The organism is Streptomyces resistomycificus (genome assembly GCF_001514265.1).
GTDB lineage: Bacteria > Actinomycetota > Actinomycetes > Streptomycetales > Streptomycetaceae > Streptomyces > Streptomyces resistomycificus.
Map to the genome: position 1 here is coordinate 20,946 of NZ_KQ949002.1, position 23,248 is coordinate 44,193.

At 70.5% G+C, this 23,248-nt stretch carries 21 protein-coding genes; 12 read left to right on the plus strand and 9 right to left on the minus strand.

The window, feature by feature from the left end; translation table 11 throughout:
• The first annotated feature begins 51 nt into the window (after positions 1-51).
• Complete coding sequence (gene glpX / locus AQJ84_RS34075) at positions 52-1,086, plus strand: class II fructose-bisphosphatase (RefSeq protein WP_030041941.1); 1,035 nt, start codon at positions 52-54, stop codon at positions 1,084-1,086.
• A 112-nt stretch (positions 1,087-1,198) separates the two neighbouring features.
• Here glpX and AQJ84_RS34080 read toward each other — a convergent pair whose 3' ends face one another.
• Complete coding sequence (locus tag AQJ84_RS34080; RefSeq protein ID WP_030041940.1) at positions 1,199-1,576, minus strand: WhiB family transcriptional regulator; 378 nt, start codon at positions 1,574-1,576, stop codon at positions 1,199-1,201.
• A 173-nt stretch (positions 1,577-1,749) separates the two neighbouring features.
• The gene (locus tag AQJ84_RS34085) at positions 1,750-2,442 is read right to left on the minus strand and encodes a DUF1707 SHOCT-like domain-containing protein (protein WP_030041939.1); all 693 of its coding nucleotides are present in this window, start codon (positions 2,440-2,442) and stop codon (positions 1,750-1,752) included.
• 165 nt (positions 2,443-2,607) lie between these two features.
• Between AQJ84_RS34085 and AQJ84_RS34090 the strand changes: the two genes are divergently transcribed.
• The 4 genes from AQJ84_RS34090 to AQJ84_RS34105 all read left to right on the plus strand — a co-directional run bounded on the left by AQJ84_RS34090 (position 2,608) and on the right by AQJ84_RS34105 (position 9,050).
• Positions 2,608-4,275, plus strand: a complete 1,668-nt coding sequence (locus AQJ84_RS34090) for a fumarate hydratase (RefSeq protein ID WP_030041938.1) — start codon at positions 2,608-2,610, stop codon at positions 4,273-4,275.
• A gap of 155 nt (positions 4,276-4,430) precedes the next feature.
• Positions 4,431-5,843, plus strand: coding sequence for a class II fumarate hydratase (locus AQJ84_RS34095; protein WP_030041937.1), 1,413 nt, complete (start codon positions 4,431-4,433; stop codon positions 5,841-5,843).
• An 83-nt stretch (positions 5,844-5,926) separates the two neighbouring features.
• The gene (gene fomD, locus AQJ84_RS34100; protein ID WP_030041936.1) at positions 5,927-6,616 is read left to right on the plus strand and encodes a cytidylyl-2-hydroxypropylphosphonate hydrolase; all 690 of its coding nucleotides are present in this window, start codon (positions 5,927-5,929) and stop codon (positions 6,614-6,616) included.
• Between the two features lie 295 nt (positions 6,617-6,911).
• On the plus strand, positions 6,912-9,050 hold the full coding sequence (locus tag AQJ84_RS34105; RefSeq protein ID WP_053192151.1) for a SpoIIE family protein phosphatase: 2,139 nt from the start codon (positions 6,912-6,914) through the stop codon (positions 9,048-9,050).
• An 81-nt stretch (positions 9,051-9,131) separates the two neighbouring features.
• Here the strand turns inward: AQJ84_RS34105 and AQJ84_RS34110 are convergent, their stop codons facing one another.
• Positions 9,132-11,414: a transglycosylase domain-containing protein gene (locus AQJ84_RS34110; protein ID WP_053192149.1), complete on the minus strand. Its 2,283-nt coding sequence runs from the start codon at positions 11,412-11,414 to the stop codon at positions 9,132-9,134.
• Between the two features lie 233 nt (positions 11,415-11,647).
• Here AQJ84_RS34110 and AQJ84_RS34115 point away from each other — a divergent pair, with 233 nt between their 5' ends.
• From AQJ84_RS34115 to AQJ84_RS34135, 5 genes are all read left to right on the plus strand, one after another.
• Positions 11,648-12,598, plus strand: a complete 951-nt coding sequence (locus AQJ84_RS34115; RefSeq protein ID WP_030041932.1) for an SPFH domain-containing protein — start codon at positions 11,648-11,650, stop codon at positions 12,596-12,598.
• Positions 12,595-12,837, plus strand: coding sequence for a hypothetical protein (locus AQJ84_RS34120; RefSeq protein ID WP_030041931.1), 243 nt, complete (start codon positions 12,595-12,597; stop codon positions 12,835-12,837). Before AQJ84_RS34115 ends, AQJ84_RS34120 begins: the two co-directional genes overlap by 4 nt.
• A gap of 245 nt (positions 12,838-13,082) precedes the next feature.
• Positions 13,083-13,607 carry a PadR family transcriptional regulator gene (locus tag AQJ84_RS34125; RefSeq protein WP_030041930.1) on the plus strand — a complete coding sequence of 175 codons (525 nt, stop codon included), beginning with the start codon at positions 13,083-13,085 and terminating at the stop codon, positions 13,605-13,607.
• Positions 13,604-14,293: an ABC transporter ATP-binding protein gene (locus AQJ84_RS34130; RefSeq protein WP_030041929.1), complete on the plus strand. Its 690-nt coding sequence runs from the start codon at positions 13,604-13,606 to the stop codon at positions 14,291-14,293. The genes AQJ84_RS34125 and AQJ84_RS34130 overlap by 4 nt, the downstream gene beginning before the upstream one ends.
• The gene (locus AQJ84_RS34135) at positions 14,290-16,626 is read left to right on the plus strand and encodes an ABC transporter permease (protein WP_053192147.1); all 2,337 of its coding nucleotides are present in this window, start codon (positions 14,290-14,292) and stop codon (positions 16,624-16,626) included. Before AQJ84_RS34130 ends, AQJ84_RS34135 begins: the two co-directional genes overlap by 4 nt.
• Positions 16,627-16,672: 46 nt before the next feature.
• Here the strand turns inward: AQJ84_RS34135 and AQJ84_RS34140 are convergent, their stop codons facing one another.
• The 4 genes from AQJ84_RS34140 to AQJ84_RS34155 all read right to left on the minus strand — a co-directional run bounded on the left by AQJ84_RS34140 (position 16,673) and on the right by AQJ84_RS34155 (position 19,534).
• A complete protein-coding gene (locus AQJ84_RS34140) occupies positions 16,673-17,101 on the minus strand; it encodes a hypothetical protein (protein WP_030041928.1) in 429 nt (142 codons plus the stop codon).
• 4 nt (positions 17,102-17,105) lie between these two features.
• Entirely contained in the window at positions 17,106-17,528 is a 423-nt protein-coding gene (locus tag AQJ84_RS34145) for a roadblock/LC7 domain-containing protein (protein ID WP_053192145.1), read from the minus strand.
• A 51-nt stretch (positions 17,529-17,579) separates the two neighbouring features.
• Positions 17,580-18,410, minus strand: coding sequence for a hypothetical protein (locus AQJ84_RS34150; RefSeq protein WP_053192143.1), 831 nt, complete (start codon positions 18,408-18,410; stop codon positions 17,580-17,582).
• A 170-nt stretch (positions 18,411-18,580) separates the two neighbouring features.
• A complete protein-coding gene (locus tag AQJ84_RS34155; protein WP_078632080.1) occupies positions 18,581-19,534 on the minus strand; it encodes a hydrogen peroxide-inducible genes activator in 954 nt (317 codons plus the stop codon).
• 135 nt (positions 19,535-19,669) lie between these two features.
• Between AQJ84_RS34155 and AQJ84_RS34160 the strand changes: the two genes are divergently transcribed.
• Positions 19,670-20,224 carry a peroxiredoxin gene (locus AQJ84_RS34160; protein ID WP_030041924.1) on the plus strand — a complete coding sequence of 185 codons (555 nt, stop codon included), beginning with the start codon at positions 19,670-19,672 and terminating at the stop codon, positions 20,222-20,224.
• A 6-nt stretch (positions 20,225-20,230) separates the two neighbouring features.
• On the plus strand, positions 20,231-20,764 hold the full coding sequence (locus AQJ84_RS34165) for an alkyl hydroperoxide reductase (RefSeq protein ID WP_030041923.1): 534 nt from the start codon (positions 20,231-20,233) through the stop codon (positions 20,762-20,764).
• Positions 20,765-20,883: 119 nt separating this feature from the next.
• Here the strand turns inward: AQJ84_RS34165 and AQJ84_RS34170 are convergent, their stop codons facing one another.
• Complete coding sequence (locus tag AQJ84_RS34170; RefSeq protein WP_037803391.1) at positions 20,884-22,206, minus strand: AI-2E family transporter; 1,323 nt, start codon at positions 22,204-22,206, stop codon at positions 20,884-20,886.
• A gap of 122 nt (positions 22,207-22,328) precedes the next feature.
• A complete protein-coding gene (locus AQJ84_RS34175) occupies positions 22,329-23,015 on the minus strand; it encodes an aggregation-promoting factor C-terminal-like domain-containing protein (RefSeq protein ID WP_225889227.1) in 687 nt (228 codons plus the stop codon).
• Between the last annotated feature and the right edge of the window lie 233 nt (positions 23,016-23,248).

Below are 23,248 nucleotides of genomic sequence, written 5' to 3' on the forward strand. Positions count from 1 at the left end.
TCTGGCCCACACCCTCATCCGGCCGTCGTCGTATCAGAAAGGTGCGCCTCGATGACCGAGCATCATCATCTGCCGTCCGAACTCGAAGTCCCCTCCGAAGCTCCCGACCGCAACCTCGCCCTGGAACTGGTCCGGGTGACCGAAGCGGCGGCGATGGCCGCGGGTCGCTGGGTCGGACGGGGCGACAAGAACGGCGCCGACGGTGCCGCGGTACGGGCCATGCGGACCCTCGTCTCCACCGTCTCGATGAACGGCGTCGTCGTCATCGGAGAGGGCGAGAAGGACGAGGCCCCGATGCTCTTCAACGGAGAGCGCGTCGGCGACGGCACCGGGCCCGAGTGCGACATCGCCGTCGACCCGATCGACGGCACCACGCTGACCGCGAAGGGCATGACCAACGCCATCGCGGTGCTGGCCGCCGCCGACCGCGGCTCGATGTTCGACCCGTCCGCCGTCTTCTACATGGACAAGCTGGTCACCGGGCCCGAGGCCGCCGACTTCGTCGACATCAACGCGCCCGTGTCCGTGAACATCCGCCGGGTCGCCAAGGCCAAGCGGTCCACGCCCGAGGACGTCACCGTCGTCATCCTGGACCGGCCGCGGCACGAGGGCCTCATCGACGAGGTCCGGGAGACCGGCGCGCGCATCAGGCTGATCTCCGACGGCGACGTGGCCGGCTCGATCCTGGCGCTGCGCGAGGGCACCGGCGTCGACCTGCTGCTGGGCGTCGGCGGCACGCCGGAGGGCATCATCTCGGCCTGTGCCGTGAAGTGTCTGGGCGGCACCATCCAGGGCAAGCTGTGGCCGAAGGACGACGAGGAGCGCCGGCGCGCGATCGACGCGGGGCACGACCTGGACCGCGTGCTCATGACCGACGACCTGGTGTCCGGGGAGAACGTGTTCTTCGTCGCGACCGGCATCACCGACGGCGAGCTGCTGCGGGGCGTGCGGTACCGGTCGGAGACCGCGACGACCGACTCGATCGTGATGCGGTCGAAGTCGGGGACCGTGCGCAAGATCAACTCCGAGCACCGGCTCAGCAAGCTGCGGGCCTACAGCGCCATCGACTTCGACCGCGCCAAGTAGGGGCGCCCGTCGGGGCAGGCACGGCCCGCCTCCCGAGCGGCAGGGCCTGGCGAGCACAGAAGCAGAAGCAGAGGGGCGCCCCCGGTGCGGTGGGGGCGCCCCTCTCCTCGTGTCAGCCTGCTGCCGCTATGCGGTCCGTCGCCCTCACCGCCTTGTTCAGCTCCACCTCGCGGCGGCGGCGCCTGGCCAGGACCACGCGGCGTTCGGCGGCGGTCAGGCCGCCCCAGACCCCGTACGGCTCGGGTTGCAGGAGCGCGTGCTCGCGGCACTCGACCATGACGGGACAGCCGCCACAGACCCGCTTCGCGGCCTGCTCCCGGGAGAGACGGGCGGCCGTGGGCTCCTTGGAGGGTGCGAAGAACAGGCCGGCCTCATCGCGCCGGCACACCGCCTCGGTGTGCCAGGGTGCGTCTTGGTCCCTGTCCCGCACTGGCACCCGCTGGGCCGGAACGGCAGCTACCTGCAGGGACGAATGCGGCGGTTGCAGCACGGTCTACTCCTGACGACGGCTTCGCGAGCGAGCGACGATGCGACAAGGCCTACCCGCTGTGCGCGCGCCTATGCACTGAGTTCCCAACCGCTGGATTCCCAGGGCCCTTACGCGCTCTCACGCCCGTCCGAGAGTGATCCTTTCGGCCGCGCACGCCCCCGCATTCACGACCGTCAATGATCCAGGTGCCTGCGCAAAGTCCTGTCGACCTTGCGGTGCACCCGGTCCAGGATGTCCGCGACGAGCTTGCCGCGCCTGGGCCTGCCCTCGATGTTGCCGAGCACGGCCCAGCCGTCGACGTAGACGGCCGGGGCGTCCGGATCCGACGCGTCCAGACTGTCCACCTCGAAGTTGCCGAGGACCCCGCCGCCGGTGCCGTGCAGCGACACGTTCTCCGGGACGCGCACCTCGACGCTCCCGAAGACCGAGATCGCCCTGATGACCACCTGCCGGTACTCGAAGATCGCCTCGCTGAGGTCGATCTCGACGCTGCCGAAGACGGCGTAGGCGTGGATACGGCGGCCCGCTCGCCAGCGGCCCTTGCGGACGGCGCTGCTGAACACCGCGACCACGTTGTCGTCCGGGTCGTGCGGGATCGCGTCGGTGGGGCGGCTGGGGGCCGGGGTGTACAGCGGGGTGGTCCGGCGCTCGTGGGCGGCCGGCAGGTCCTGGATGAAGACCTCCAGCTCGCCCACCTTCTTGGCCGCCAGCACCCCCTCGACGCGCTCGGCGTGCTCGTCGGCGGTCAGGCGGCCCTCGGCGAGGGCCTCGCGCAGGATGTCGGCGACGCGGTCGCGGTCGGCGTCCGACGCGCGCAGCTCGGCCGGGGTCCGCACCTGCGGTTCGGTGTGCTTCTGAAGGTCCACGACAGCAGCGTACCCAAACGCGATAGATCGCGACTAGGCCTGTGGACAACCCGGATCCGGCCAACTGAGGATTACCTCACAAGACCGCCGTCAGCGACAGGTTCTACGCTGGTGGGCGCTGCCAATGGAGGCCAGCGGCCGTCTGTCGAGTGAGGAATGGGCGAGATGCCTGAGTTCGCGTACACCGATCTGCTCCCCATGGGAGAGGACACCACCCCCTACCGGCTGGTGACCTCCGAGGGTGTCTCCACCTTCGAGGCCGACGGGCGGACGTTCCTCAAGGTCGAGCCGGAGGCGCTGCGCAAGCTCGCCGAGGAGGCGATCCACGACATCCAGCACTACCTGCGCCCGGCCCACCTGGCCCAGCTGCGCCGGATCATCGACGACCCCGAGGCGTCGGGCAACGACAAGTTCGTGGCGCTGGACCTCCTGAAGAACGCGAACATCGCGGCCGCGGGCGTGCTGCCGATGTGCCAGGACACCGGCACGGCGATCGTCATGGGCAAGCGCGGACAGAACGTGCTGACCCAGGGCGGCGACGAGGAGGCGCTCAGCCGCGGCATCTACGACGCGTACCTGAACCTGAACCTGCGCTACTCCCAGATGGCTCCGCTCACCATGTGGGAGGAGAAGAACACCGGCTCCAACCTCCCGGCGCAGATCGAGCTGTACGCCACCGACGGCGGCGCCTACAAGTTCCTCTTCATGGCCAAGGGCGGCGGCTCCGCCAACAAGTCCTTCCTCTACCAGGAGACCAAGGCCGTCCTGAACGAGGCCTCCATGATGAAGTTCCTGGAGGAGAAGATCCGCTCGCTGGGTACGGCCGCCTGCCCGCCGTACCACCTGGCGATCGTCGTCGGCGGCACGAGCGCCGAGTACGCCCTGAAGACGGCGAAGTACGCCTCCGCCCACTACCTGGACGAGGTCCCCGCCGAGGGCTCCCCGCTCGGTCACGGCTTCCGGGACAAGGAGCTGGAGGAGAAGGTCTTCGAGCTGACGCAGAAGATCGGGATCGGCGCGCAGTTCGGCGGCAAGTACTTCTGCCACGACGTACGGGTGGTGCGGCTGCCGCGGCACGGAGCTTCGTGCCCCGTCGCCATCGCCGTGTCCTGCTCCGCCGACCGGCAGGCCGTCGCGAAGATCACCGCCGAGGGCGTCTTCCTCGAGCAGCTGGAGACGGACCCGGCGCGGTTCCTGCCGGAGACGACGGACGAGCACCTCGACGAGGCCGGCGACGTCGTAAGGATCGACCTGAACCAGCCGATGGACGACATCCTGGCCGAGCTGACGAAGTACCCGGTCAAGACCCGGCTCTCCCTCACCGGCCCGCTGGTCGTGGCCCGTGACATCGCGCACGCCAAGATCAAGGAGCGGCTGGACGCGGGCGAGGAGATGCCGCAGTACCTGAAGGACCACCCGGTGTACTACGCGGGCCCGGCCAAGACCCCCGAGGGGTACGCGTCCGGTTCCTTCGGCCCGACCACGGCCGGCCGCATGGACTCCTACGTCGAGCAGTTCCAGGCCGCGGGCGGCTCCAAGGTGATGCTGGCCAAGGGCAACCGTTCCGCCCAGGTCACCAACGCGTGCGACACGCACGGCGGGTTCTACCTCGGCTCCATCGGCGGCCCGGCCGCCCGTCTCGCCCAGGACTGCATCAAGAAGGTCGAGGTCGTCGAGTACGAGGAACTCGGCATGGAGGCCGTCTGGAAGATCGAGGTCGAGGACTTCCCGGCGTTCATCGTCGTCGACGACAAGGGCAACGACTTCTTCCAGGATCCTGCTCCGGCGCCGACGTTCACGACCATTCCGGTCCGGGGGCCGGGTCTGGCGTAGCGCCTGCGGGGTGCGGCGGGGGCGGATATCGCCCCCGCCGCTCCTCCCCGTCCCGTCCCCCCAGGGGCTCCGCTCCCTCGACCGGGGTGACACGTCGGCTCTACGGGGAACAGTGGTCGCGTCGCGAACGCTGTGAGACGTGGAGGTGATCGTCGATGAGCGACGAGCAGGAGCAGGGTCCCGGGAGCGGGTACCGCATCGAGCACGACTCCATGGGCGAGGTGCGGGTTCCCGCCCACGCCAAGTGGCGGGCCCAGACCCAGCGGGCCGTGGAGAACTTCCCGGTCTCCGGGCAGCGGATCGAGCGGGCCCACATCGAGGCGCTCGCCCGTATCAAGGGAGCCGCGGCGAAGGTGAACGCGCGGCTCGGGGTGCTCGACAAGGACGTCGCCGAGGCGATCCAGGAGGCGGCCGGGGAGGTCGCCGAGGGCCGGTGGGACGAGCACTTCCCCGTGGACGTGTTCCAGACCGGGTCGGGGACCTCGTCCAACATGAACACCAACGAGGTCGTCGCCACGCTCGCGACCGAGCGGCTGGGCCGGGACGTGCACCCCAACGATCACGTCAACGCCTCGCAGTCGTCCAACGACGTCTTCCCCTCCTCCATCCACATCGCCGCCACCGCCGCCGTCACCCGCGACCTCATCCCGGCGCTCGACCACCTCGCCGCCGCGCTCGGACGCAAGGCCGAGGAGTTCTCCGACGTCGTGAAGTCGGGGCGGACCCACCTCATGGACGCCACCCCGGTCACCCTTGGCCAGGAGTTCGCGGGGTACGCGGCGCAGGTCAGGTACGGGATCGAGCGGCTCGAGGCGTCCCTTCCGCGGCTCGCCGAGCTGCCCCTCGGCGGGACCGCCGTCGGCACCGGGATCAACACGCCGCCCGGCTTCTCCGCCGCCGTGATCGAGGAGGTCGCCCGGGCCACCGGGCTGCCGCTCACCGAGGCCCGCGACCACTTCGAGGCGCAGGGCGCCCGGGACGGGATCGTCGAGACCAGCGGGCAGCTGCGGACCATCGCCGTCGGGCTCACGAAGATCGCCAACGATCTGCGGTGGATGGCGTCCGGGCCGCGCACCGGGCTCGCCGAGATCTCCCTGCCCGACCTCCAGCCCGGGTCCTCGATCATGCCCGGGAAGGTCAACCCGGTCATCCCGGAGGCCGTGCTCATGGTCGCCGCGCAGGTCGGCGGGAACGACGCGACCGTCGCGATCGCCGGCGCGGCCGGCAACTTCGAGCTGAACGTCATGCTGCCCGTGATCGCCAAGAACGTCCTGGAGTCGATCCGGCTGCTCGCCAACGTGTCCCGGCTGCTCGCCGACCGGACCGTCGACGGGATCGTCGCCCACCGGGACCGGGCCCGCGAGTACGCCGAGTCCTCGCCGTCGGTGGTGACGCCGCTCAACAAGTACATCGGGTACGAGGAGGCCGCGAAGGTGGCCAAGAAGGCGCTGGCGGAACGGAAGACCATCCGTCAGGTCGTCCTGGAGAGCGGGTACGTGGAGCGCGGCGACCTCACCGAGGAACAGTTGGACGAGGCGCTGGATGTCCTGCGGATGACGCACCCGTAACCGATCGCGCCCGCCGGGCGCCCGGCGCGTGAACCGTGACGCGTACCGCAGCGTCGTATGCCTATGGCACCTAATATCTGTCCATGGCAGACGGTGGAGCGGTGAGAGCGGAAGCGGGCGGGTCGGCGGTCTTCTGGGCGCCCGGGAGTCAGATCCTGTGGCGTTACCGGGAGAACGGTGGCGCGCGCTTCCACATCGCCCGGCCCGTCACCGTGGTCCGCGACGACAGCGAGCTGCTCGCCGTGTGGATGGCGCCCGGCACCGAGTGCGTGAAGCCGGTGCTCGCCGACGGTACTCCGGTGCACGTGGAGCCGTTGGAGACCCGCTACACCAAGCCGCGCGGCGTGCAGCGGGACCGGTGGTTCGGGACCGGGGTGCTGAAGCTCGCGCGGCCGGGTGAGCCGTGGTCGGTGTGGCTGTTCTGGGATCCGGGCTGGCGCTTCAAGAACTGGTACGTGAACCTGGAGGAGCCGCTGACGCGTTGGGAGGGCGGGGTGGACTCCGAGGACCACTTCCTGGACATCTCCGTACATCCCGACCGCAGTTGGCACTGGCGGGACGAGGACGAGTTCGCGCAGGCCCAGCGGGACGGGCTGATGGACGCCCAACTGGCGCGGAGGGTGCGGGAGGCCGGCCGCTCGGCGGTGGAGGTGATCGAGGCCTGGGGGCAGCCGTTCTCGGACGGCTGGCAGCACTGGCGTCCCGATCCGTCCTGGAGTGTCCCGGTCCTGCCGGAGGACTGGGATCGTACGCCCGCGCACATGTCGTCATGAGACCCTTGATGCGCCCCCGGGCAAGAAACGTAGGATCGTCCTCCGCAAGGGCGCGCAGTGACAACTACCGGAGCACGCGCTGGGCTTGACCGATCGTCACCGAGGGGCGGCAGGACGTGAGCGAGGGGTACGAGGGCAACACCGGCGTGAGCGGCACTGCTCGCGCCGGTGGCACAGGAACAGCCTCTGACCACGCGGGAAACCCGTTCCTGGGACACGTATTCCGGGTATCGGGTTCTCGGCGGGACGAACTGCACGCGCGGCGTGCAGCCCCATACGGACGGATTCGACACGCGTGACGGAGCAGCCGACCTCCTTCGAACGCCCCCAGACGGGCGTCGACCCCGCGGATCCCCGCGGGGCGCTCCTGCGTCCCCCGGCGCCTTCGCACCCGCGCAGTGCCGATACGCCGTCGCACGCGCCCGGCGCCGGCGGCTTACCGGCACAGGCGCGCGCCGGTGAGACGCCGCCCGCAGGCCCCGGCACGACGACTTCGAGCGGTAAGGACACCAGAGCCGTAGGTACCGATCCCGAGCACTCCCAGTCCGCGGCCGCCGAGCCCATGGGAGCCCCTCCCGCGCAAGCGGATTCGAGCGTGGGGGAGCACCGTCCGCGCCCCGTCCCCGAGGCGATCCCGGCCCAGCCGGGCCTCGAGCAGGACCGTTCCCAGACCGGAGGCCAGGAGCGCCGTACCGGACAGGGGATGGTGTCGAACCGGCCCACGCCGATGCGGCGGGACGGGGACCGGCTGCGGTTCGTCGGCGCCGCCACCCGCCGGATCGCCCGCGGCATCGACCTGGACGAGATCGTGATGGGGCTGTGCCGGGCGACCGTGCCGACCTTCTCCGACGCGATCCTCGTCTATCTGCGCGACCCGCTGCCGGTCGGCGACGAGCGGCCCACCGGGCCCCTCGTGCTGCGGCTGCGCCGCACCGACCGGATCCCCGAGGAGCGGGACACCGACGGCGGCTTCAGCGCCGTGTTCCAGCCGGAGCCCACCGAGCTGGAGACGATCGGCACCGAACTGTGCGAGGTGCGCCCCGGCAGCGCGCTCGCCGAAGTGCTGCGCGGGGTACGCCCGGTGTTCACGGACACCCAGGACGTACGTGCCGCGCTGACGGAACTGCTGGGCGAGGGCGGCGACTTCGTCGTACCCCCCGGACAGCGCGCGATCCTCGCCCCGCTGCGCGGCCGGCGCCGGGTCATCGGTGCCGCGCTGTTCCTGCGACGCCCCGAGCGCCTCGCCTTCGAGCCGGACGACCTGCTCGTGGCCGCCCAGCTCGCCACGCACAGCGCGCTGGGTATCGACAAGGCGGTGCTGTACGGCCGTGAGGCGTACATCGCGGACGAGTTGCAGCGCACCATGCTGCCGGAGACGCTGCCGCGGCCCACCGGCGTACGGCTGGCGTCCCGCTACCTGCCGGCCGCCGAGACCGCGCGGGTCGGCGGTGACTGGTACGACGCGATCCCGCTGCCGGGCAGCCGGGTGGCGCTCGTGGTGGGTGACGTCATGGGGCACTCCATGACGTCCGCGGCGATCATGGGGCAGCTGCGGACCACCGCGCAGACCCTCGCCGGGCTCGACCTGCCGCCGCAGGAGGTCCTGCACCATCTCGACGAGCAGGCCCAGCGCCTCGGCACCGACCGCATGGCGACCTGCCTGTACGCCGTCTACGACCCGGTCTCACACCGCATCACCATCGCCAACGCCGGACATCCCCCGCCGGTCCTGCTGCACCTGGGCGGCCGGGCCGAGGTGCTGCGGGTGCCGCCGGGCGCGCCGATCGGGGTGGGCGGCGTCGACTTCGAGGCCGTGGAGCTGGACGCGCCGGCCGGAGCGACCCTGCTCCTCTACACGGACGGGCTCGTCGAGTCGCGGCTGAGGGACGTGTGGACCGGGATAGAGCAGCTGCGCGAGAAGCTCGCCGCCACCGCGCAGCTCACGGGCCCCGACCATCCGCCGCCCCTCGAGGCGCTGTGCGACGAGGTGCTCGACATGCTCGGCCCGGGCGACCGGGACGACGACATCGCGCTGCTCGCCGCCCGCTTCGACGGGATCGCGCCGAGCGACGTGGCGTACTGGTTCCTGGAGCCGGAGGACGCGGCGCCCGGCCGGGCCCGGCGGCTGGCCCGGCGGGCGTTGTCCCGCTGGGGCATGGAGGAGCTGACCGACTCCGTGGAGCTGCTGGTCAGCGAGGTCGTGACGAACGCCGTGCGGTACGCGTCGCGGCCGATCACGCTGCGGTTGCTGCGGACGGACGTGCTGCGCTGCGAGGTCGGTGACGATGTGCCGCAACTGCCCCGGCTGCGGCAGGCGCGGGCCACGGACGAGGGCGGACGTGGGCTGTATCTGGTGAACCGGCTGGCCAGGCGGTGGGGGGCCACACGGCTCAGCACCGGCAAGGTGGTGTGGTTCGAGCTGAACCGAGGCTGACACCGGCCAGGAGAGCGAAGGGCGCCCGGCGGTCTGCCGGGCGCCCTTTCCTGTCGCTGCGGTCCTCCTCGGGACCCGTCCCTACTGGTCGTCTCTCGGATCGAACGGGTCCGTCGGGTCGATCTCCGCCGGCGGGGTGGTCGTCGGAGTCGGGGCGGGCTCGGTCGTCGGGGTGGGCGTCGGAGTCGGGGACGGCGGCTTGGTCGTCGCGGGCTCGGTCGTCGGGGGCTCCGAGGTGGGGGCCTCGGTGGTCGGCTCCTTCGACGGGGTCCGCGTCGGGGTCCGGGTCGGGGTCGGCGACCTCGTCGGCCGGACCGCCGCGCCCTGGGTGGTGTCCAGGTCGAACTTGGTGTCCGAGGCCGTCACGCCGAACATGTACGCCGCCCAGATCTGCGCCGGGAAGCCACCGCCGTCGACGCGGTCGAGGCCGGCCGCGCCGTACATCTTGGTCTGGGCGTGGGTCTTCTCGTCCTCGCCGAACAGGCCGACCGAGGTGACCAGGTCCGGCGTGTAGCCGGTGAACCAGGCCGACTTGTTGTCGTCGGAGGTACCCGTCTTGCCGGCGACCTGCTGGCCGTCGCGCTCCGTGTTGTCGCGCACGGCCTTCTGGGCCGTTCCGTCGTCGACCACGCCGGTGAGCACCGAGGTGACCGTGTCGGCGGCCTCACGGCTGATGACCTGGTCGCCGATCGGGTCGGGCATCTTGACCAGGCGGGTGTTGTGCTCGGCCGACTTGACGATGGTCGGGCTGACCTTCCTGCCGTGGTTGTCGAGGGTGGCGTAGACGCCGGCCATCTGCAGGGGGCTCGCGCCCATGGTGCCGAGGGTCTGCGCGGGCACCGCCTTGAGGTCGGCGGTCTCCATGCCGAGCTTGCCGGCCACCTCCAGGACCTCGTCCATGCCGACGTCGACGCCCATCTGCGCGAAGACGGAGTTGATGGACTTGTTCATCGCCGTCTGGACGGTGACGTCGCCGTAGTTCTGGTCGTCCTCGTTCTCCGGCGCGAAGGCGATGTCGCTGCCCTCGACGGGACGCTTGCTGGTGCCGTCGTAGACCGTGCTCGCGGTGATCGGCTTGTCGTCCTGGGTCCGGGCCTTGTCCTCCAGCGCGGCGGCGAGGATCACCGGCTTGAACGTCGACGCGGGCTGGTAGTCGGCACGGGTCGCGTTGCTGAGGTAGTGCTTGTAGTAGTCGACGCCGCCGTACAGGGCGACGACCTTGCCCGTCTCGGGATCGACGGAGACCGCGCCGGCCTGGATGTCCTTGTCGACGGACCGCTTGTCGCCGTCCAGCTTGCTGGTCAGCTGGGCCTTGACGGCCTTCTCCAGCTGGGCCTGCTTCTTCTTGTCGATGTTCAGGGTGATGGTCCAGCCCTGGTCCACGACCTGGGCCTCGGCCTCGGAGCGCGAGATGCCCTGTTCCGCCATCAGCTGGTCCTCGACCTGCCGGTTGGCGAGGTCGACCAGGTAGCCCTTCTGGCCGTCCAGGCCGGGGGCGCCCTTGGGCTCCTTCGGCACCGGGAACTTCATGGCGTCGCGCTTGGCCTTGTCGAGCCAGCCCTCCTCGACCATGTTGTCCAGGACGTAGTTCCAGCGCTCCGTGACCAGGGCCCGGCCGGTCTTGTCGGCGACCGCCCAGTCGTACTGGCTGGGCGCCTGGAGCAGCGCGGCGAGGTAGGCGCCCTGCGCGACCGAGAGGTCCTTGGCGTCGACGCGGTAGTAGGCCTGGGCGGCGGCCTGGATGCCGTAGGCGCTGCGGCCGTAGTAGCTGGTGTTGATGTAGCCCGCGAGGATGTCGTCCTTGGACGTCGTACGGTCCACCTTCAACGAGATGACCAGTTCCTTCAGCTTGCGCGTGACGGTCTGGTCCTGGTTCAGGTAGTAGTTCTTGACGTACTGCTGGGTGATCGTCGAACCACCCTGCTTGCCCTTGCCCGACAGGGTGTTGATCAGACCGCGGGCGGTGCCCTTGAGGTCGACGCCGGCGTCCGTGTAGAAGCTCTTGTTCTCCGCAGCGACGAACGCGTACCGGACGGGCTCGGGGACCTCGCTGAGCTCCACGATCTCGCGGTTGGTCTCGCCGTCGCGGGTGAGGATCTTGCCGTCGCTGTACTTGTAGACGTTGCTCTGCTGCTGGGCGGCCGCGTTGCCCTTGGGGATGTCGACCATCATGTACAGCGCGATGAACGCGCCGATGCCGAGCAGGCACAGGCCGAAGAAGGTGCCGAGGATCTTCTTCCAGGTGAAGAGCCTGCGTATGACGCTCTTCCCGGACGTCCCGCCCGCAGCCGACGAGCGGCGGCTCTTCGGCGCCGCGCGGCGGCCACCGCGCTGCCGCGCCCGTCTCTCTTCCGCTCGTCCCATGAGTCCGCTCGCTCCGCTTCCTTCTCGGCTGTCACACAGGTTCGTGGCTCAGGTCAGCTCAGAAAGCTAACACCGCTGTATATGACAAAGGGCCTTCGATCCCGTCTTTTACGGACGTGACAATCAGCACCTGTCCCAAAGGAACCGACCCCTGAGAGGGGCGAAGGGTTGCCGGACGCGGTAAAGTGATATCACTTAGCAAGCGACAAGCTAGTGAAACGGGGGGACCACCCATGTCCGCGAACACCACCACGAACGACTCCGCGACCGCCGCCGACGTACCACGGATGCCCGACCCACGCGTCCGGGAGTTCGCCGCTCACAGCATCGGCGGGGCGCTCGCACTGCTGCTGGGCCTGACCGGCCTGCTGGTCGGCATCGGTATGGTCGTGACCGCCTCGGCGTCGACGATCCCGGGCGGCGCCCAGGCCGCGCTGTTCATCGCCGGATTGCTGCTCGCGCTCTCCGCCTTCATCGCGATGTGCGGCCTGAACACGGTGGCGCCGGGCGAGGCCCGGGTGGTCCAGCTCTTCGGCCGCTACCGGGGGACGATCCGCGAGGACGGACTGCGCTGGGTGAACCCGTTCACCTCCCGGGAGAAGATCTCGACCCGCGTCCGCAACCACGAGACCGCGGTGCTCAAGGTCAACGACGCCTACGGCAACCCGATCGAGCTCGCCGCGGTCGTGGTGTGGCGGGTGGAGGACACCGCGCAGGCCTCCTTCGAGGTGGACGACTTCCTGGAGTTCGTCTCCACGCAGACCGAGGCGGCCGTGCGGCACATCGCCATCGAGTACCCCTACGACGCCCACGAGGAGGACGGCCTCTCGCTGCGCGGCAACGCCGAGGAGATCACCGAGAAGCTCGCCGTCGAACTGCACGCGCGCGTGGAGGCGGCCGGTGTCGCCATCATCGAGTCCCGCTTCACCCACCTCGCCTACGCCCCAGAGATCGCCTCGGCGATGCTCCAGCGGCAGCAGGCCGGGGCGGTCGTCGCGGCGCGGCGGCAGATCGTGGACGGCGCGGTGGGCATGGTCGAGGCGGCACTCGCCCGGATCGCCGAGCAGGACATCGTGGCGCTGGACGAGGAGCGCAAGGCGGCGATGGTGTCCAACCTGATGGTGGTGCTGTGCGGCGACCGGGCACCGCAGCCGGTCCTCAACACGGGAACCCTCTACCAGTGACGGATCCGTCCGAGGGCCCGGCCCCTCAGCGCCGGCCGCAGCAGCGCAAGCAGGTGCTGCTGCGGCTGGACCCCGCGGTGTACGAGGCGCTCGCCCGGTGGGCCGGCGACGAACTGCGCTCGGCCAACGCGCAGATCGAGTTCCTGCTGCGACGCGCCCTCAAGGACGCCGGCCGCCTGCCGGGCGAGACCGGCCCGCTCCCCCGCCGGGGGCGACCCCCACGCGAGCCGGACGCGTAGGGCGAGCCCGGACCGTCCACCGACGGCGACGCCACGACGGGGCACCTGTACGGCCCGGCCGACCCTCCGGCCCTCGCCTCCCGGCCCTGCCCGTGACCCCCGGCCTCCGACCCCTGCCCGTGACCCCCGGCCCCCGTGTAGCAGAACCGTGACAATGGGCCCCCACCTGCGCCTCGACACGCGCCGCCAAGGTCTGCGCACCGGGCGTATACATGCGGGGTATACACGGTATGTACAGTCCTCTCATGTCCATCGGTCACACTCTCCTGGGACTCCTGGAGTCCGGCCCCCGTCACGGTTACGACCTGAAGCGGGCCTTCGACGAGAAGTTCGGTCACGACCGGCCGCTGCACTACGGCCAGGTCTACTCGACGATGTCCCGTCTCCTGAAGAACGGCCTCGTGGAGGTCGACGGGATCGAACCCGGCGGCGGACCCGAGCGCAAGCGGTACGCCATCACCGAGGCCGGCATCACCGACGTACAGCGGTGGCTCGCCACACCGGAGAAGCCCGAGCCGTACCTCCAGTCGACCCTGTACACCAAGGTCGTCCTGGCGCTGCTCACCCGGCGCGACGCGGGCGACATCCTCGACAACCAGCGCGCCGAGCACCTGCGGCTGATGCGGATCCTCACCGACCGCAAGCGCAAGGGCGATCTCGCCGACCAGCTCATCTGCGACCACGCGCTGTTCCACCTCGAGGCGGACCTGCGCTGGCTCGAACTGACGGCCGCGCGGCTGGACAAGCTCGCCGAGGTGGTGGCCCAGTGACCGCTCCCGCCGGTTCCCTGCTCACGGCCGACGCGCTGCGCAAGGCGTACGGGCCGACCGTCGCACTCGACGGTGCCGAGTTCTCCATCCACGCCGGTGAGGTCGTCGCCGTGATGGGCCCGTCCGGGTCCGGCAAGTCGACCCTGCTGCACTGTCTCGCCGGGATCGTGACGCCCGACTCGGGGTCGATCACGTACAACGGGCGCGAGATGGCGACCATGAACGACGCCCAGCGCAGTGCGCTCAGGCGCAGCGAGTTCGGGTTCGTCTTCCAGTTCGGGCAGTTGGTACCCGAGTTGACCTGCGTGGAGAACGTGGCGCTCCCGCTCAGACTGAACGGCGCCTCCCGCAAGGCCGCCGAGCAGGCCGCGCTCACCTGGATGGAGCGGCTGGAGGTCGACGACCTGCGCAAGAAGCGGCCCGGAGAGGTGTCCGGCGGGCAGGGGCAGCGGGTCGCCGTCGCGCGGTCCCTGGTCACCGACCCGCGCGTGCTGTTCGCGGACGAGCCGACCGGCGCCCTCGACTCCTACAACGGCGAGCGGGTGATGGAGCTGCTCACCGACGCCGCCCGGTCCACCAACGCCGCCGTCGTGCTGGTCACGCACGAGGCCCGGGTGGCCGCCTACTCCGACCGCGAGATCGTCGTACGGGACGGGAAGTCCCGGGACATGGAGCGCGTCGTATGAATCTGAGGCAGTGGTCGAGGGACCTTGCCATGGGGGTCAGGTTCGCGTTCGCCGGCGGGCGCGAGGGGTGGATCCGGGCCACGCTGACGGCTGTCGGCGTCGGGCTCGGGGTGGCGCTGCTGCTGCTGACGACCGCCATCCCGAACGCGCTGGCGCAGCGGCACGACCGCGGGGACGCGCGCACCGACATCACCTACCAGGAGACGCCCATACCGAAGGCGGCCGACACGCTCCTGGTGGGCAGCGCGGGGACGACCTTCCGGGACATGGACATCCGGGGCCGGCTGCTGGAGCCCGAGGGACCGCGGGCTCCGCTGCCGCCGGGGTTGGACGAGTTCCCGGCGGTGGGCGAGATGGTCGTCTCCCCCGCGTTGAGGAAGGTGCTGGAGTCGGCCGACGGGAAGCTGCTGCGGGAGCGGCTGCCGGACCGGATCACCGGCACGGTGAGCCAGGACGGGCTGGTCGACCCGTCCGAACTCACCTTCTTCCGGGGTGGAGCCGATCTCGCCGCCCGGGGGATCGACGGGGGCACCATCGCCCGGATCGACCGGTTCGGCGACCCCCAGCCGAGCACCGAGCGGACCGACCCGGTCCTGCTGCTGCTGATCCTCGTGGTCTTCGTGGTGCTGCTGATGCCGGTGGCCGTGTTCATCGCCGCGGCCGTGCGGTTCGGCGGCGAGCGGCGCGACCGGCGGCTGGCGGCCCTCAGGCTGGTGGGCTCCGACAGCCGGTCGACCCGGCGGATCGCCGCCGGTGAGGCACTCGCGGGCGCGGTCCTCGGACTGCTCCTCGGCGCGGGCTTCTTCCTGGCCGGCCGTCAGCTGGCCGGCTCGATCGTGGTGTGGCGGGTCAGCGTGTTCCCGAGCGACCTGAACCCCTCCCCCGCGCTGGTCCTGCTGGTCGGCCTCGCGGTACCGGCCGCCTCCGTGCTCGTCACGCTGTTCGCGCTGCGCAGGGTGGTCATCGAGCCGCTCGGAGTGGTGCGTACGGCGAAGCCCGCGCGCCGCCGGCTGTGGTGGCGGCTGCTGCTGCCGCTGGCCGGGCTGGCGATGCTCTACCCGATGGTCGGACAGGGGCGCGACGGCGGCGACTTCAACCAGTACCTGGTCGTCGGCGGAGTCATCATGCTGCTCGTCGGTGTGACCACGCTGCTGCCGTGGATCGTCGAGGCGGTGGTCGGCCGGCTCGGCGGGGGCGGCGTGGCCTGGCAACTTGCCGTACGCCGACTCCAGTTGAGCAGCGGTATGGCGGCCCGCATGGTCAACGGCATCGCGGTCGCGGTGGCCGGGGCGATCGCGCTGCAGATGCTGTTCGCCGGCGTGGAGAGCGACTACACGAAGGACACCGGCTACGACGTCACCCGGGCGCAGATGCAGGTGACGATCCGCGAGGAGGTGCCGCTCGGCCAGGCCTCCGAGAAGTTCCGGCAGACCGAGGGCGTGCGCGAGGTCTACGCCTACTCCGAGGGGTACGTCGGTGAGCGGCGCAAGGATGCGCAGCTCACCTCCCAGGTCACCGTCGGGGACTGCGCGTCACTGCGCGAGGTGGCACACCTGCCCTCGTGCCGGGACGGTGACGTGTTCACCGTCCGGGGTGCCGACTACGACACCGACACGGCGAAGATCGCGAAGACCGGCCGGACGCTGTACTTCGACACGTCCTTCACCAACGGCCCGAAGGGTGCCGAGATCCCCTGGGTGCTGCCCTCGGAGCTGAAGCGGGCGCAGGCCCGCACCGACCCGACGGGATGGAAGCGCGGCGGGCTGCTCCTCACCCCGAAGGCGGTGCCGGCCGCGGCCGCTCCGGCGCTGGACGGGCAGCTGTACCTCGGACTCGACGAGACCGTGCCGGACGTGGCCGACCGGGTGCGCAACACCGCGGCGGCCATGGACTCGTTGAGCGAGCCCATGGTCTGGCACTCGGCCGAGCAGACCGACCGCTTCACCGCCATCCGCACCGGCCTGTTCGTCGGCGCCGCGTGTGTGCTGGCGCTGATCGGGGCGAGCCTGCTGGTGTCGCAGCTGGAGCAACTGCGCGAGCGCAAGAAGCTGTTGTCGTCCCTGGTCGCCTTCGGCACCCGGCGGCGCACGCTGAGCCTGTCGGTGCTGTGGCAGACGGCGATCCCGATCGCCCTCGGTCTGCTGCTGGCCTCGGTGGTGGGGCTGACACTGGGCGCGGTCCTGCTGCGGATGACGGACACGACCGTCCGGGTGGACTGGCCGAGCGTGCTGTCGATGACCGGCTTCGGTGCCGCGGTCGTCCTGGTGGTGACGCTGCTCAGCCTGCCGCCGCTGCTCAGGCTGATGCGGCCGGACGGGCTGCGCACGGAGTAGCCGAGGCCCGTGGGCCCCTCCCCGGTGAGGAGGGGCCCACGGGGGGTCACAGGCTGTACTCCCGGATCACCCGCCGGACCTGCGCGAACAGCATGCCCACGTTGACCGACTTGCGGCAGACGACCACCGCGACGACGTCCTGCTGCTCGTTCATCCGCACGAACAGGTGCGTGAGGTTCTCGCTGTTGACCAGGATCTCCTGGAAGAAGTGGTTGTCACCGGCACTCCCGCGGCGCTCCTTGAAGACGTCCTCGATCATCACGACCGTGCGGCCCTGGAACAGGTCGAGGGTCGCGCCCGCCAGCAGGTCGAGGACCTCGGGCGGGTGGTTGTCGACGGTCTCGTACGACAGCAGCATGCCGGTGGACATGTCGACCACGCCGGAGGCGACACAGTCGGGTGCGTCGGTGCGCAGGGACTTGACCAGGCCCATCACCTGGTCGGAGAAACCGGGGGTCATACGCTTCGTCGCCATCCCTTCAGACTCCTTCGGCTGCCTTCTCAGGTGCGGTGTCGACGGCGGTGTCGACTGCTCGGTCGGTGAGGATCAGGTCGATCCGGCGCAGGGCCGGCTGGGTCGCGCGATGCAGATGGTCGACGTCGATCCCCTCGTCGCCCAGGACGACCATCAGCGCGGTGTCGCCGACGGCGTAGAAGGCGGCGCAGCCGTGGCTGCCGTAGGTCACCGTCCGGCGCAGGGCGCCGCGGGCGGTCGCCTCGGAGGTGCGGCGGGCGAGGCCGAGCCCGGCCGCGGCGAGGGCGGCGAGGCCTTCGGGGTCGATGGAGTCGGCGGTGTCGGCGGCGATCAGCAGTCCGTCGGCGGCGGCCAGGGCGGTGTCGGTGACGCCGGCGACCTGTTCGCGTAAGCCGCGCATTTCCAGCGCGAGGGCTTTGTGATCCATGTACTCGACTCCCCTATTCCTGTTCGCATCTGATCGGTTTTCTGGTTTCGGTCATTTGGGGATTCCGTTCCGGATCCGGAAGAAGCCGCCGGGTTTGCGACGGGGCAGTTCGGTCCCCGCCGGAGGCGTCGGGGGGACCGGTTCGGCGGGCGGCGGCCGCCGGCGGACGCCCTGTCCGTCGGGGGACATACGCAGGACCGGGAGCGGCGCGGGCGTGCCGGGCAGCTCCAGGAGTCCCTCGGCGAGCATCCGGGCGACCTCGACGGTGACGGTGTAGACCCCCCTCCCGGTGCGGAAGGAGAGGTCGCGGGCGGTACGGCGGCCGTCGGCGTGGGCGAGCAGTTCCAGGCGCAGGGCGCTCGGGTTCCCGCCCCTGCCGCCGCTCGCGGGTACCGGCCGGTCCCGGTCGGGCCGTACCGGATGCGGCAGTCCGGCGACGGCGGCGAGCTTACGGGCCGCCTCCCGCAGCAGCCGCGCGGGCTGCTCACCCACCGGGACCTGCGCGAACGGCTCCGCGACGAGGGCGCGTTCACAGCCCTCCACCCGGCCCGCGACGATCGCGAAGGCCGCGTCGTGCAGCGCCATCGAGCAGACCACCCGCAGTTGGGCGGCCCCCGCGTACCCGTGCGCCACCAGGGCGGTCGCCGGCCAGCGCGAGCCGCCGGACTCCCGCACCAGCTCGGCCCACTGCTCGCCGCTGACCCGCCCGGAACGCAGCAGCAGCGCCTCGGGGCCGGGAGCGCCCGGGGACTCGACGGCGACGACGAGTCCGTCCCGGAAGTGAAAGGTGCCGCCGGGCGATCCGGCGATCCGCAGCTCCCCCGTGAAGCCCTCGTGCCCGCAGGCGGTCAGGGCCGGCGCGAGCGGTTCGTAGCCCGACATCACACCCCTCGGCCTTTTCGCACACACGCCTGACGCGTAGCGCTGAGGGAGGAATGTGTATCAGGCCGGGCGCATATTCCCGGCGCGGAATTCCGAGCTGTCCCCGACTGACGGAAGTTGCGTCTTCCCGCTGCTCGAATGCCTTTGTACGAGGCTCATTTGAACGGTTGTCAGACGCCTGTGCCCGTCTCCCACACCCGTACGGGCAGCGGCCGCAGCGCCTGCCGCAGCGCGGTCGTCAGCTCCTCGTACTCCACTCCTCGGGCCGCCCCCGCGCGCATGGCGAAGGCGATGCGGCGGGTGGGGGCCGGTTCGGCGAAGGTGCCGGTGAGGAGCTGGTTGCTGCGGGTCGTCTCGACCTTGACGGCGGTGCGAGGGAGCAGGGTGACGCCCAGGCCGCCCGCGACGAGCTGCACCAGGGTGGACAGCCCGGCCGCGGTCGTGGTCACCGGCGCGTCCGCGCGGCCGGCCTCCCGGCAGATGTCCAGCGCCTGGTCGCGCAGGCAGTGCCCCTCGTCCAGAAGCAGCAGGTTCAGCTCCCTCAGTACCTCGCGCGCGATGCCCTCGCGGCCGCCGAGGGAGTGGTCGAGAGGGGTGACGAGCACGAAGTCCTCGTCGAACAGGGGCAGTTCGACGACGCCGGGGACGCCGAGCGGGACGGCCAGGAGCAGCAGGTCCAGGCGCCCGCTGGTGAGCCCCTCGATCAGGTTGGCGGTCTGCTCCTCGTGGACCTGGAGGTCGAGGTCGGGATAACGGTCGTGGACGAGCCTGAGCACGGTGGGCAGGAGGTAGGGCGCGACGGTCGGGATGACCCCGAGGCGCAGCGTCCCGGTGAAGGGCGCCCGGACCGCCTCCGCCTCCTCCAGCAGTGCCCCCACCTCGTCCAGCACCGCCTTGGCCCGTACGGCGAGCCGCTCGCCGGGGGGCGAGAGCAGCACCTTGCGGGTGGTGCGCTCCAGCAGGGTGACGCCGAGGGTCTCCTCCAGCGCGGAGACGGCGCCCGAGAGGGCGGGCTGACTCATGCCGATCGCCGCGGCCGCGTCCCGGAAATGGAGGTGCTCGGCGACGGCGGCAAACGCCCGCAGCTGGGCGAGGCTGGGCTGCCTTTTCTTACCCACGGTCACTGATAGACACCTCCGATCAACTCGACCGAGTATAGCTATTTCTACAATCAATGCACCCTGTGCCACGATCGACAACGTCCAACCCATGGGAGACGCCCGGGCAATTGGGGCGTTTCCTCGCTGCAAGGAGAGCGTGTGCTCACTGTCGGTGACAAGTTCCCCGAGTTCGATCTGACCGCCTGTGTCTCGCTGGAGAAGGGCAAGGAGTTCCAGCAGATCAACCACAAGACCTACGAGGGTCAGTGGAAGGTCGTCTTCGCGTGGCCCAAGGACTTCACCTTCGTGTGCCCCACCGAGATCGCCGCCTTCGGCAAGCTGAACGACGAGTTCGCCGACCGTGACGCCCAGGTCCTCGGCTTCTCCGGCGACTCCGAGTTCGTCCACCACGCCTGGCGCAAGGACCACGACGACCTGCGCGACCTGCCGTTCCCGATGATGGCCGACTCCCGGCACGAGCTGATGCGGGACCTCGGCATCGAGGGCGAGGACGGCTTCGCCAAGCGCGCGGTCTTCATCGTCGACCAGAACAACGAGATCCAGTTCTCCATGGTGACCGCCGGTTCCGTCGGCCGTAACCCCAAGGAGGTCCTGCGGGTGCTGGACGCCCTGCAGACCGACGAGCTGTGCCCGTGCAACTGGAGCAAGGGCGACGAGACGCTGGACCCGGTCCGGCTGCTGTCGGGGGAGTGATCTGACGTGTCCCTCGACTCCCTGAAGTCCTCGGTGCCGGACTACGCCAAGGACCTGAAGCTCAACCTGGGCTCGGTCATCGGCAATTCCGACCTGCCGGCGCAGCAGCTGTGGGGCACGGTCCTGGCGACCGCGATCGCCTCGCGCTCCCCGATCGTGCTGCGCGAACTGGCGCCGGAGGCCAAGGCGAACCTCACGCCGGAGGCCTACGCGGCGGCGAAGTCCGCCGCCGCGGTCATGGCGATGAACAACGTCTTCTACCGCACCCGTCACCTGCTGTCGGACCACGAGTACGGCAACCTGCGGGCGGGCCTGCGGATGAACGTCATCGCCAACCCCGGTGTCGACAAGGTCGACTTCGAGCTGTGGTCCTTCGCGGTCTCCGCGATCAACGGCTGCGGGATGTGCCTCGACTCCCACGAGCAGGTCCTGCGCAAGGCGGGCCTCGACCGTGAGGTGATCCAGGAGGCCTTCAAGATCGCCTCGGTGATCCAGGCGGTCGGCGCGACGCTGGACGCGGAAGCGGTCCTGGCGGAGTAGCTCCGCTGCGGCTTCCGGGCCCCGTTCACCACTTGTGGTGGCGGGGCCCTTCGGCTTTCGCCCCCGCCGCCCCTGCCCGTCCCGTCCTCAGGGGGCTCTGCCCCCTGGACCCCCGCTCCTCAAACGCCGGAGAGGCTGTCCTTGCCGGCTGTCGGGGGTTCGGATCCCTTCTCCATCGCCGTGGCACCGTGCGGTTTCGGGGACTGCCTCAGCGCGGCCTCGTGGGCGTACGTCCGCAGGTAGCCCACCACCGTGTTCGTCACCGCGACCAGCGGCACCGCCACCACCGCGCCGCCGATACCGGCGACCAGGCCGCCCGCGGCGACCGACAGGACGACGGCGAGCGGGTGGACGCGGACCGCGCGGCCGAGGATGAACGGCTGGAGGATGTGGCCCTCGATCTGCTGCACCGCCAGGACCACCGCCAGCACCATGACCGCCGTGAAGACGCCCTGGGTCACGAGGGCGACCACCACCGCCAGCGCACCCGACACGACCGCGCCGACGAGCGGGATGAAGGCGAACAGGAAGATGAAGACGGCGAGCGGGACGGCCATCGGGACGTCCAGGAAGTAGATGCCGAGGCCGATGAAGATGGCGTCGATCAGGGCCACGATCACCGTCCCGCGGACGTATGCCGTGAGGGTCCGCCAGGCGCGGGGCCCCGCGCCCGCGAGGGCCGGCCGGGCAGCCGCCGGAGCCAGCTTCAGCGTCCACTCCCAGATGCGCCGGCCGTCGTAGAGGAGGAACAGCGTCGAGAAGACCGCCAGCAGGATGCCGGTCAGTGCCTCGACGACGACGGTGACGCCCTCCAGGCCCGCGGAGGTGATCTGGTCGGTGTTCGCGCCGACCGCCTCGCGCAGGTTCTCCGCGATGTCGTTGATCTGCTTGTCGGTGACGTGGAAGGGGCTGTTGAGCAGCCACTTGCGCAACTCGTCGATGCCGTCCTGGATCTGGTCGGAGAGATTGTCGATGTTCTCCATGACCTGCCAGGTCACGAACCAGCCGATCAGGCCCATGATGACGAAGCCGAGGATCGCGGTGAGGGCGGTGGCCACGCTGCGCGGGAGCCCGAGCCGCCGCAGCCGCCCCACCGTCGGCTGGAGCAGCGCCGTGATGAGCAGTGCCGCGACGAACGCCAGCACCACGAGCTGTACGGCGCTGATGATCCGCATGAGGACCCACAGCGTGCCCGCGAGGACCAGCAGGCGCCAGCCCGCCTCGGCTGCGACCCTGACTCCCCAGGGCACGGCCTGGGCGGGGTCCGGGCGCTCCACGACGATGACGGGCTGCGGGGTCGGCGGTACCGGGACGGAGGGCAGGTCCCGCTCTTCCGCCTCGGCGTGCTCCCGCTCGGCCTCGGCCCGACGCTGTTCGAACCGCTCACCCATTTCGGTGAGTCGGGCCCCGACCCGGCCGAGCCACCCTGGCACTTGCGACATGATCCGTCCTCTTCCCCCGTCTCTCCCCACCACTCCCCCTGGCGTCGTCGCACCGACCGTACATGGCGAAAGCCCCTCCCCCTAGGACGGGGAGGGGCTGCGCGAGGTTGAGCTGTGTCGGCTCAGTACCAGTGGTTGGCCTGCCAGAACGTCCAGGCCTCACAGGGGCTGCCGTAGCGGCTGTCCATGTAGTTGAGGCCCCACTTGATCTGGGTGGCCGGGTTGGTCTGCCAGTCGGAACCGACCGACGACATCTTGGAGCCCGGCAGGGCCTGGAAGAGACCGTAGGCACCGGAGGAGGCGTTGACGGCCTGGTAGTTCCAGCTGGACTCGTGGTCCACGATGTTGCTGAAGCACTGGTACTGACCGCTCGGCACCATCGACTGCGCCATCGCCTGGATCTGCGCGATGGTGTAGGAGCTCTGGACCGGGAAGCTCGACGAGCTCCGGCTGGCCTTGGCCGCCTTCGCCTCGGCGCGCTCCTTGGCGTCCTGGGCCGCCTTCTCGGCGGCTTCCTTCTTGTCGATCGCGGTCTGGGCGGCAGCCTTGCGTGCCGATTCCTCCGCCACCTTCTTGGCGCTCGCGTCCGCGGCGATGGCCTGCGTGTCCGCCTGCTGCGTCAGGGACGCCGTCTGGACCTCGGCCTGCTGACCCGCGGGTATGTCCGCGAGGAGCGTCGAGTCGGCTGCCGTCGTCTCGGCGTCGTTGATCTGCGCGGTGCTGCCAGAGGCAACGCCGACGACGCTTCCGACAGCGGTGACCGCGGTGGCGGAGGCCACTGCGAATCCCCGGACCGAAATCGGGCTCACACGGTTTCCTTCCAGCATCGTCCGCTTCGGTGACCCTGGCGGACGCAATCGTGCCCCTGGCACTGGCCTCCCCACTGCGCGGTCACGGGAGGCGCGGGCCCGGTGGGCAACTCCCTTGCGAGGAGCGCCGCGTGAGAACTCGGGCGGCATACGACGAAGGTATGGAGTTGGATGTGGTGCTTCTGTGGTGCCGTACCGCTGGGGGCACAGGTGTGTCGTATGCGGGGCCTGAC

Bases quoted from the DNA above. Each gene is read 5' to 3' on its own strand.
- glpX (WP_030041941.1), top strand. From the start codon at position 52: ATGACCGAGCATCATCATCTGCCGTCCGAACTCGAAGTCCCCTCCGAA.
- AQJ84_RS34090 (WP_030041938.1), top strand. From the start codon at position 2,608: ATGCCTGAGTTCGCGTACACCGATCTGCTCCCCATGGGAGAGGACACC.
- AQJ84_RS34095 (WP_030041937.1), top strand. From the start codon at position 4,431: ATGAGCGACGAGCAGGAGCAGGGTCCCGGGAGCGGGTACCGCATCGAG.
- fomD (WP_030041936.1), top strand. From the start codon at position 5,927: ATGGCAGACGGTGGAGCGGTGAGAGCGGAAGCGGGCGGGTCGGCGGTC.
- AQJ84_RS34110 (WP_053192149.1), bottom strand. From the start codon at position 11,414: ATGGGACGAGCGGAAGAGAGACGGGCGCGGCAGCGCGGTGGCCGCCGC.
- AQJ84_RS34115 (WP_030041932.1), top strand. From the start codon at position 11,648: ATGTCCGCGAACACCACCACGAACGACTCCGCGACCGCCGCCGACGTA.
- AQJ84_RS34125 (WP_030041930.1), top strand. From the start codon at position 13,083: ATGTCCATCGGTCACACTCTCCTGGGACTCCTGGAGTCCGGCCCCCGT.
- AQJ84_RS34135 (WP_053192147.1), top strand. From the start codon at position 14,290: ATGAATCTGAGGCAGTGGTCGAGGGACCTTGCCATGGGGGTCAGGTTC.
- AQJ84_RS34140 (WP_030041928.1), bottom strand. From the start codon at position 17,101: ATGGCGACGAAGCGTATGACCCCCGGTTTCTCCGACCAGGTGATGGGC.
- AQJ84_RS34145 (WP_053192145.1), bottom strand. From the start codon at position 17,528: ATGGATCACAAAGCCCTCGCGCTGGAAATGCGCGGCTTACGCGAACAG.
- AQJ84_RS34150 (WP_053192143.1), bottom strand. From the start codon at position 18,410: ATGTCGGGCTACGAACCGCTCGCGCCGGCCCTGACCGCCTGCGGGCAC.
- AQJ84_RS34170 (WP_037803391.1), bottom strand. From the start codon at position 22,206: ATGTCGCAAGTGCCAGGGTGGCTCGGCCGGGTCGGGGCCCGACTCACC.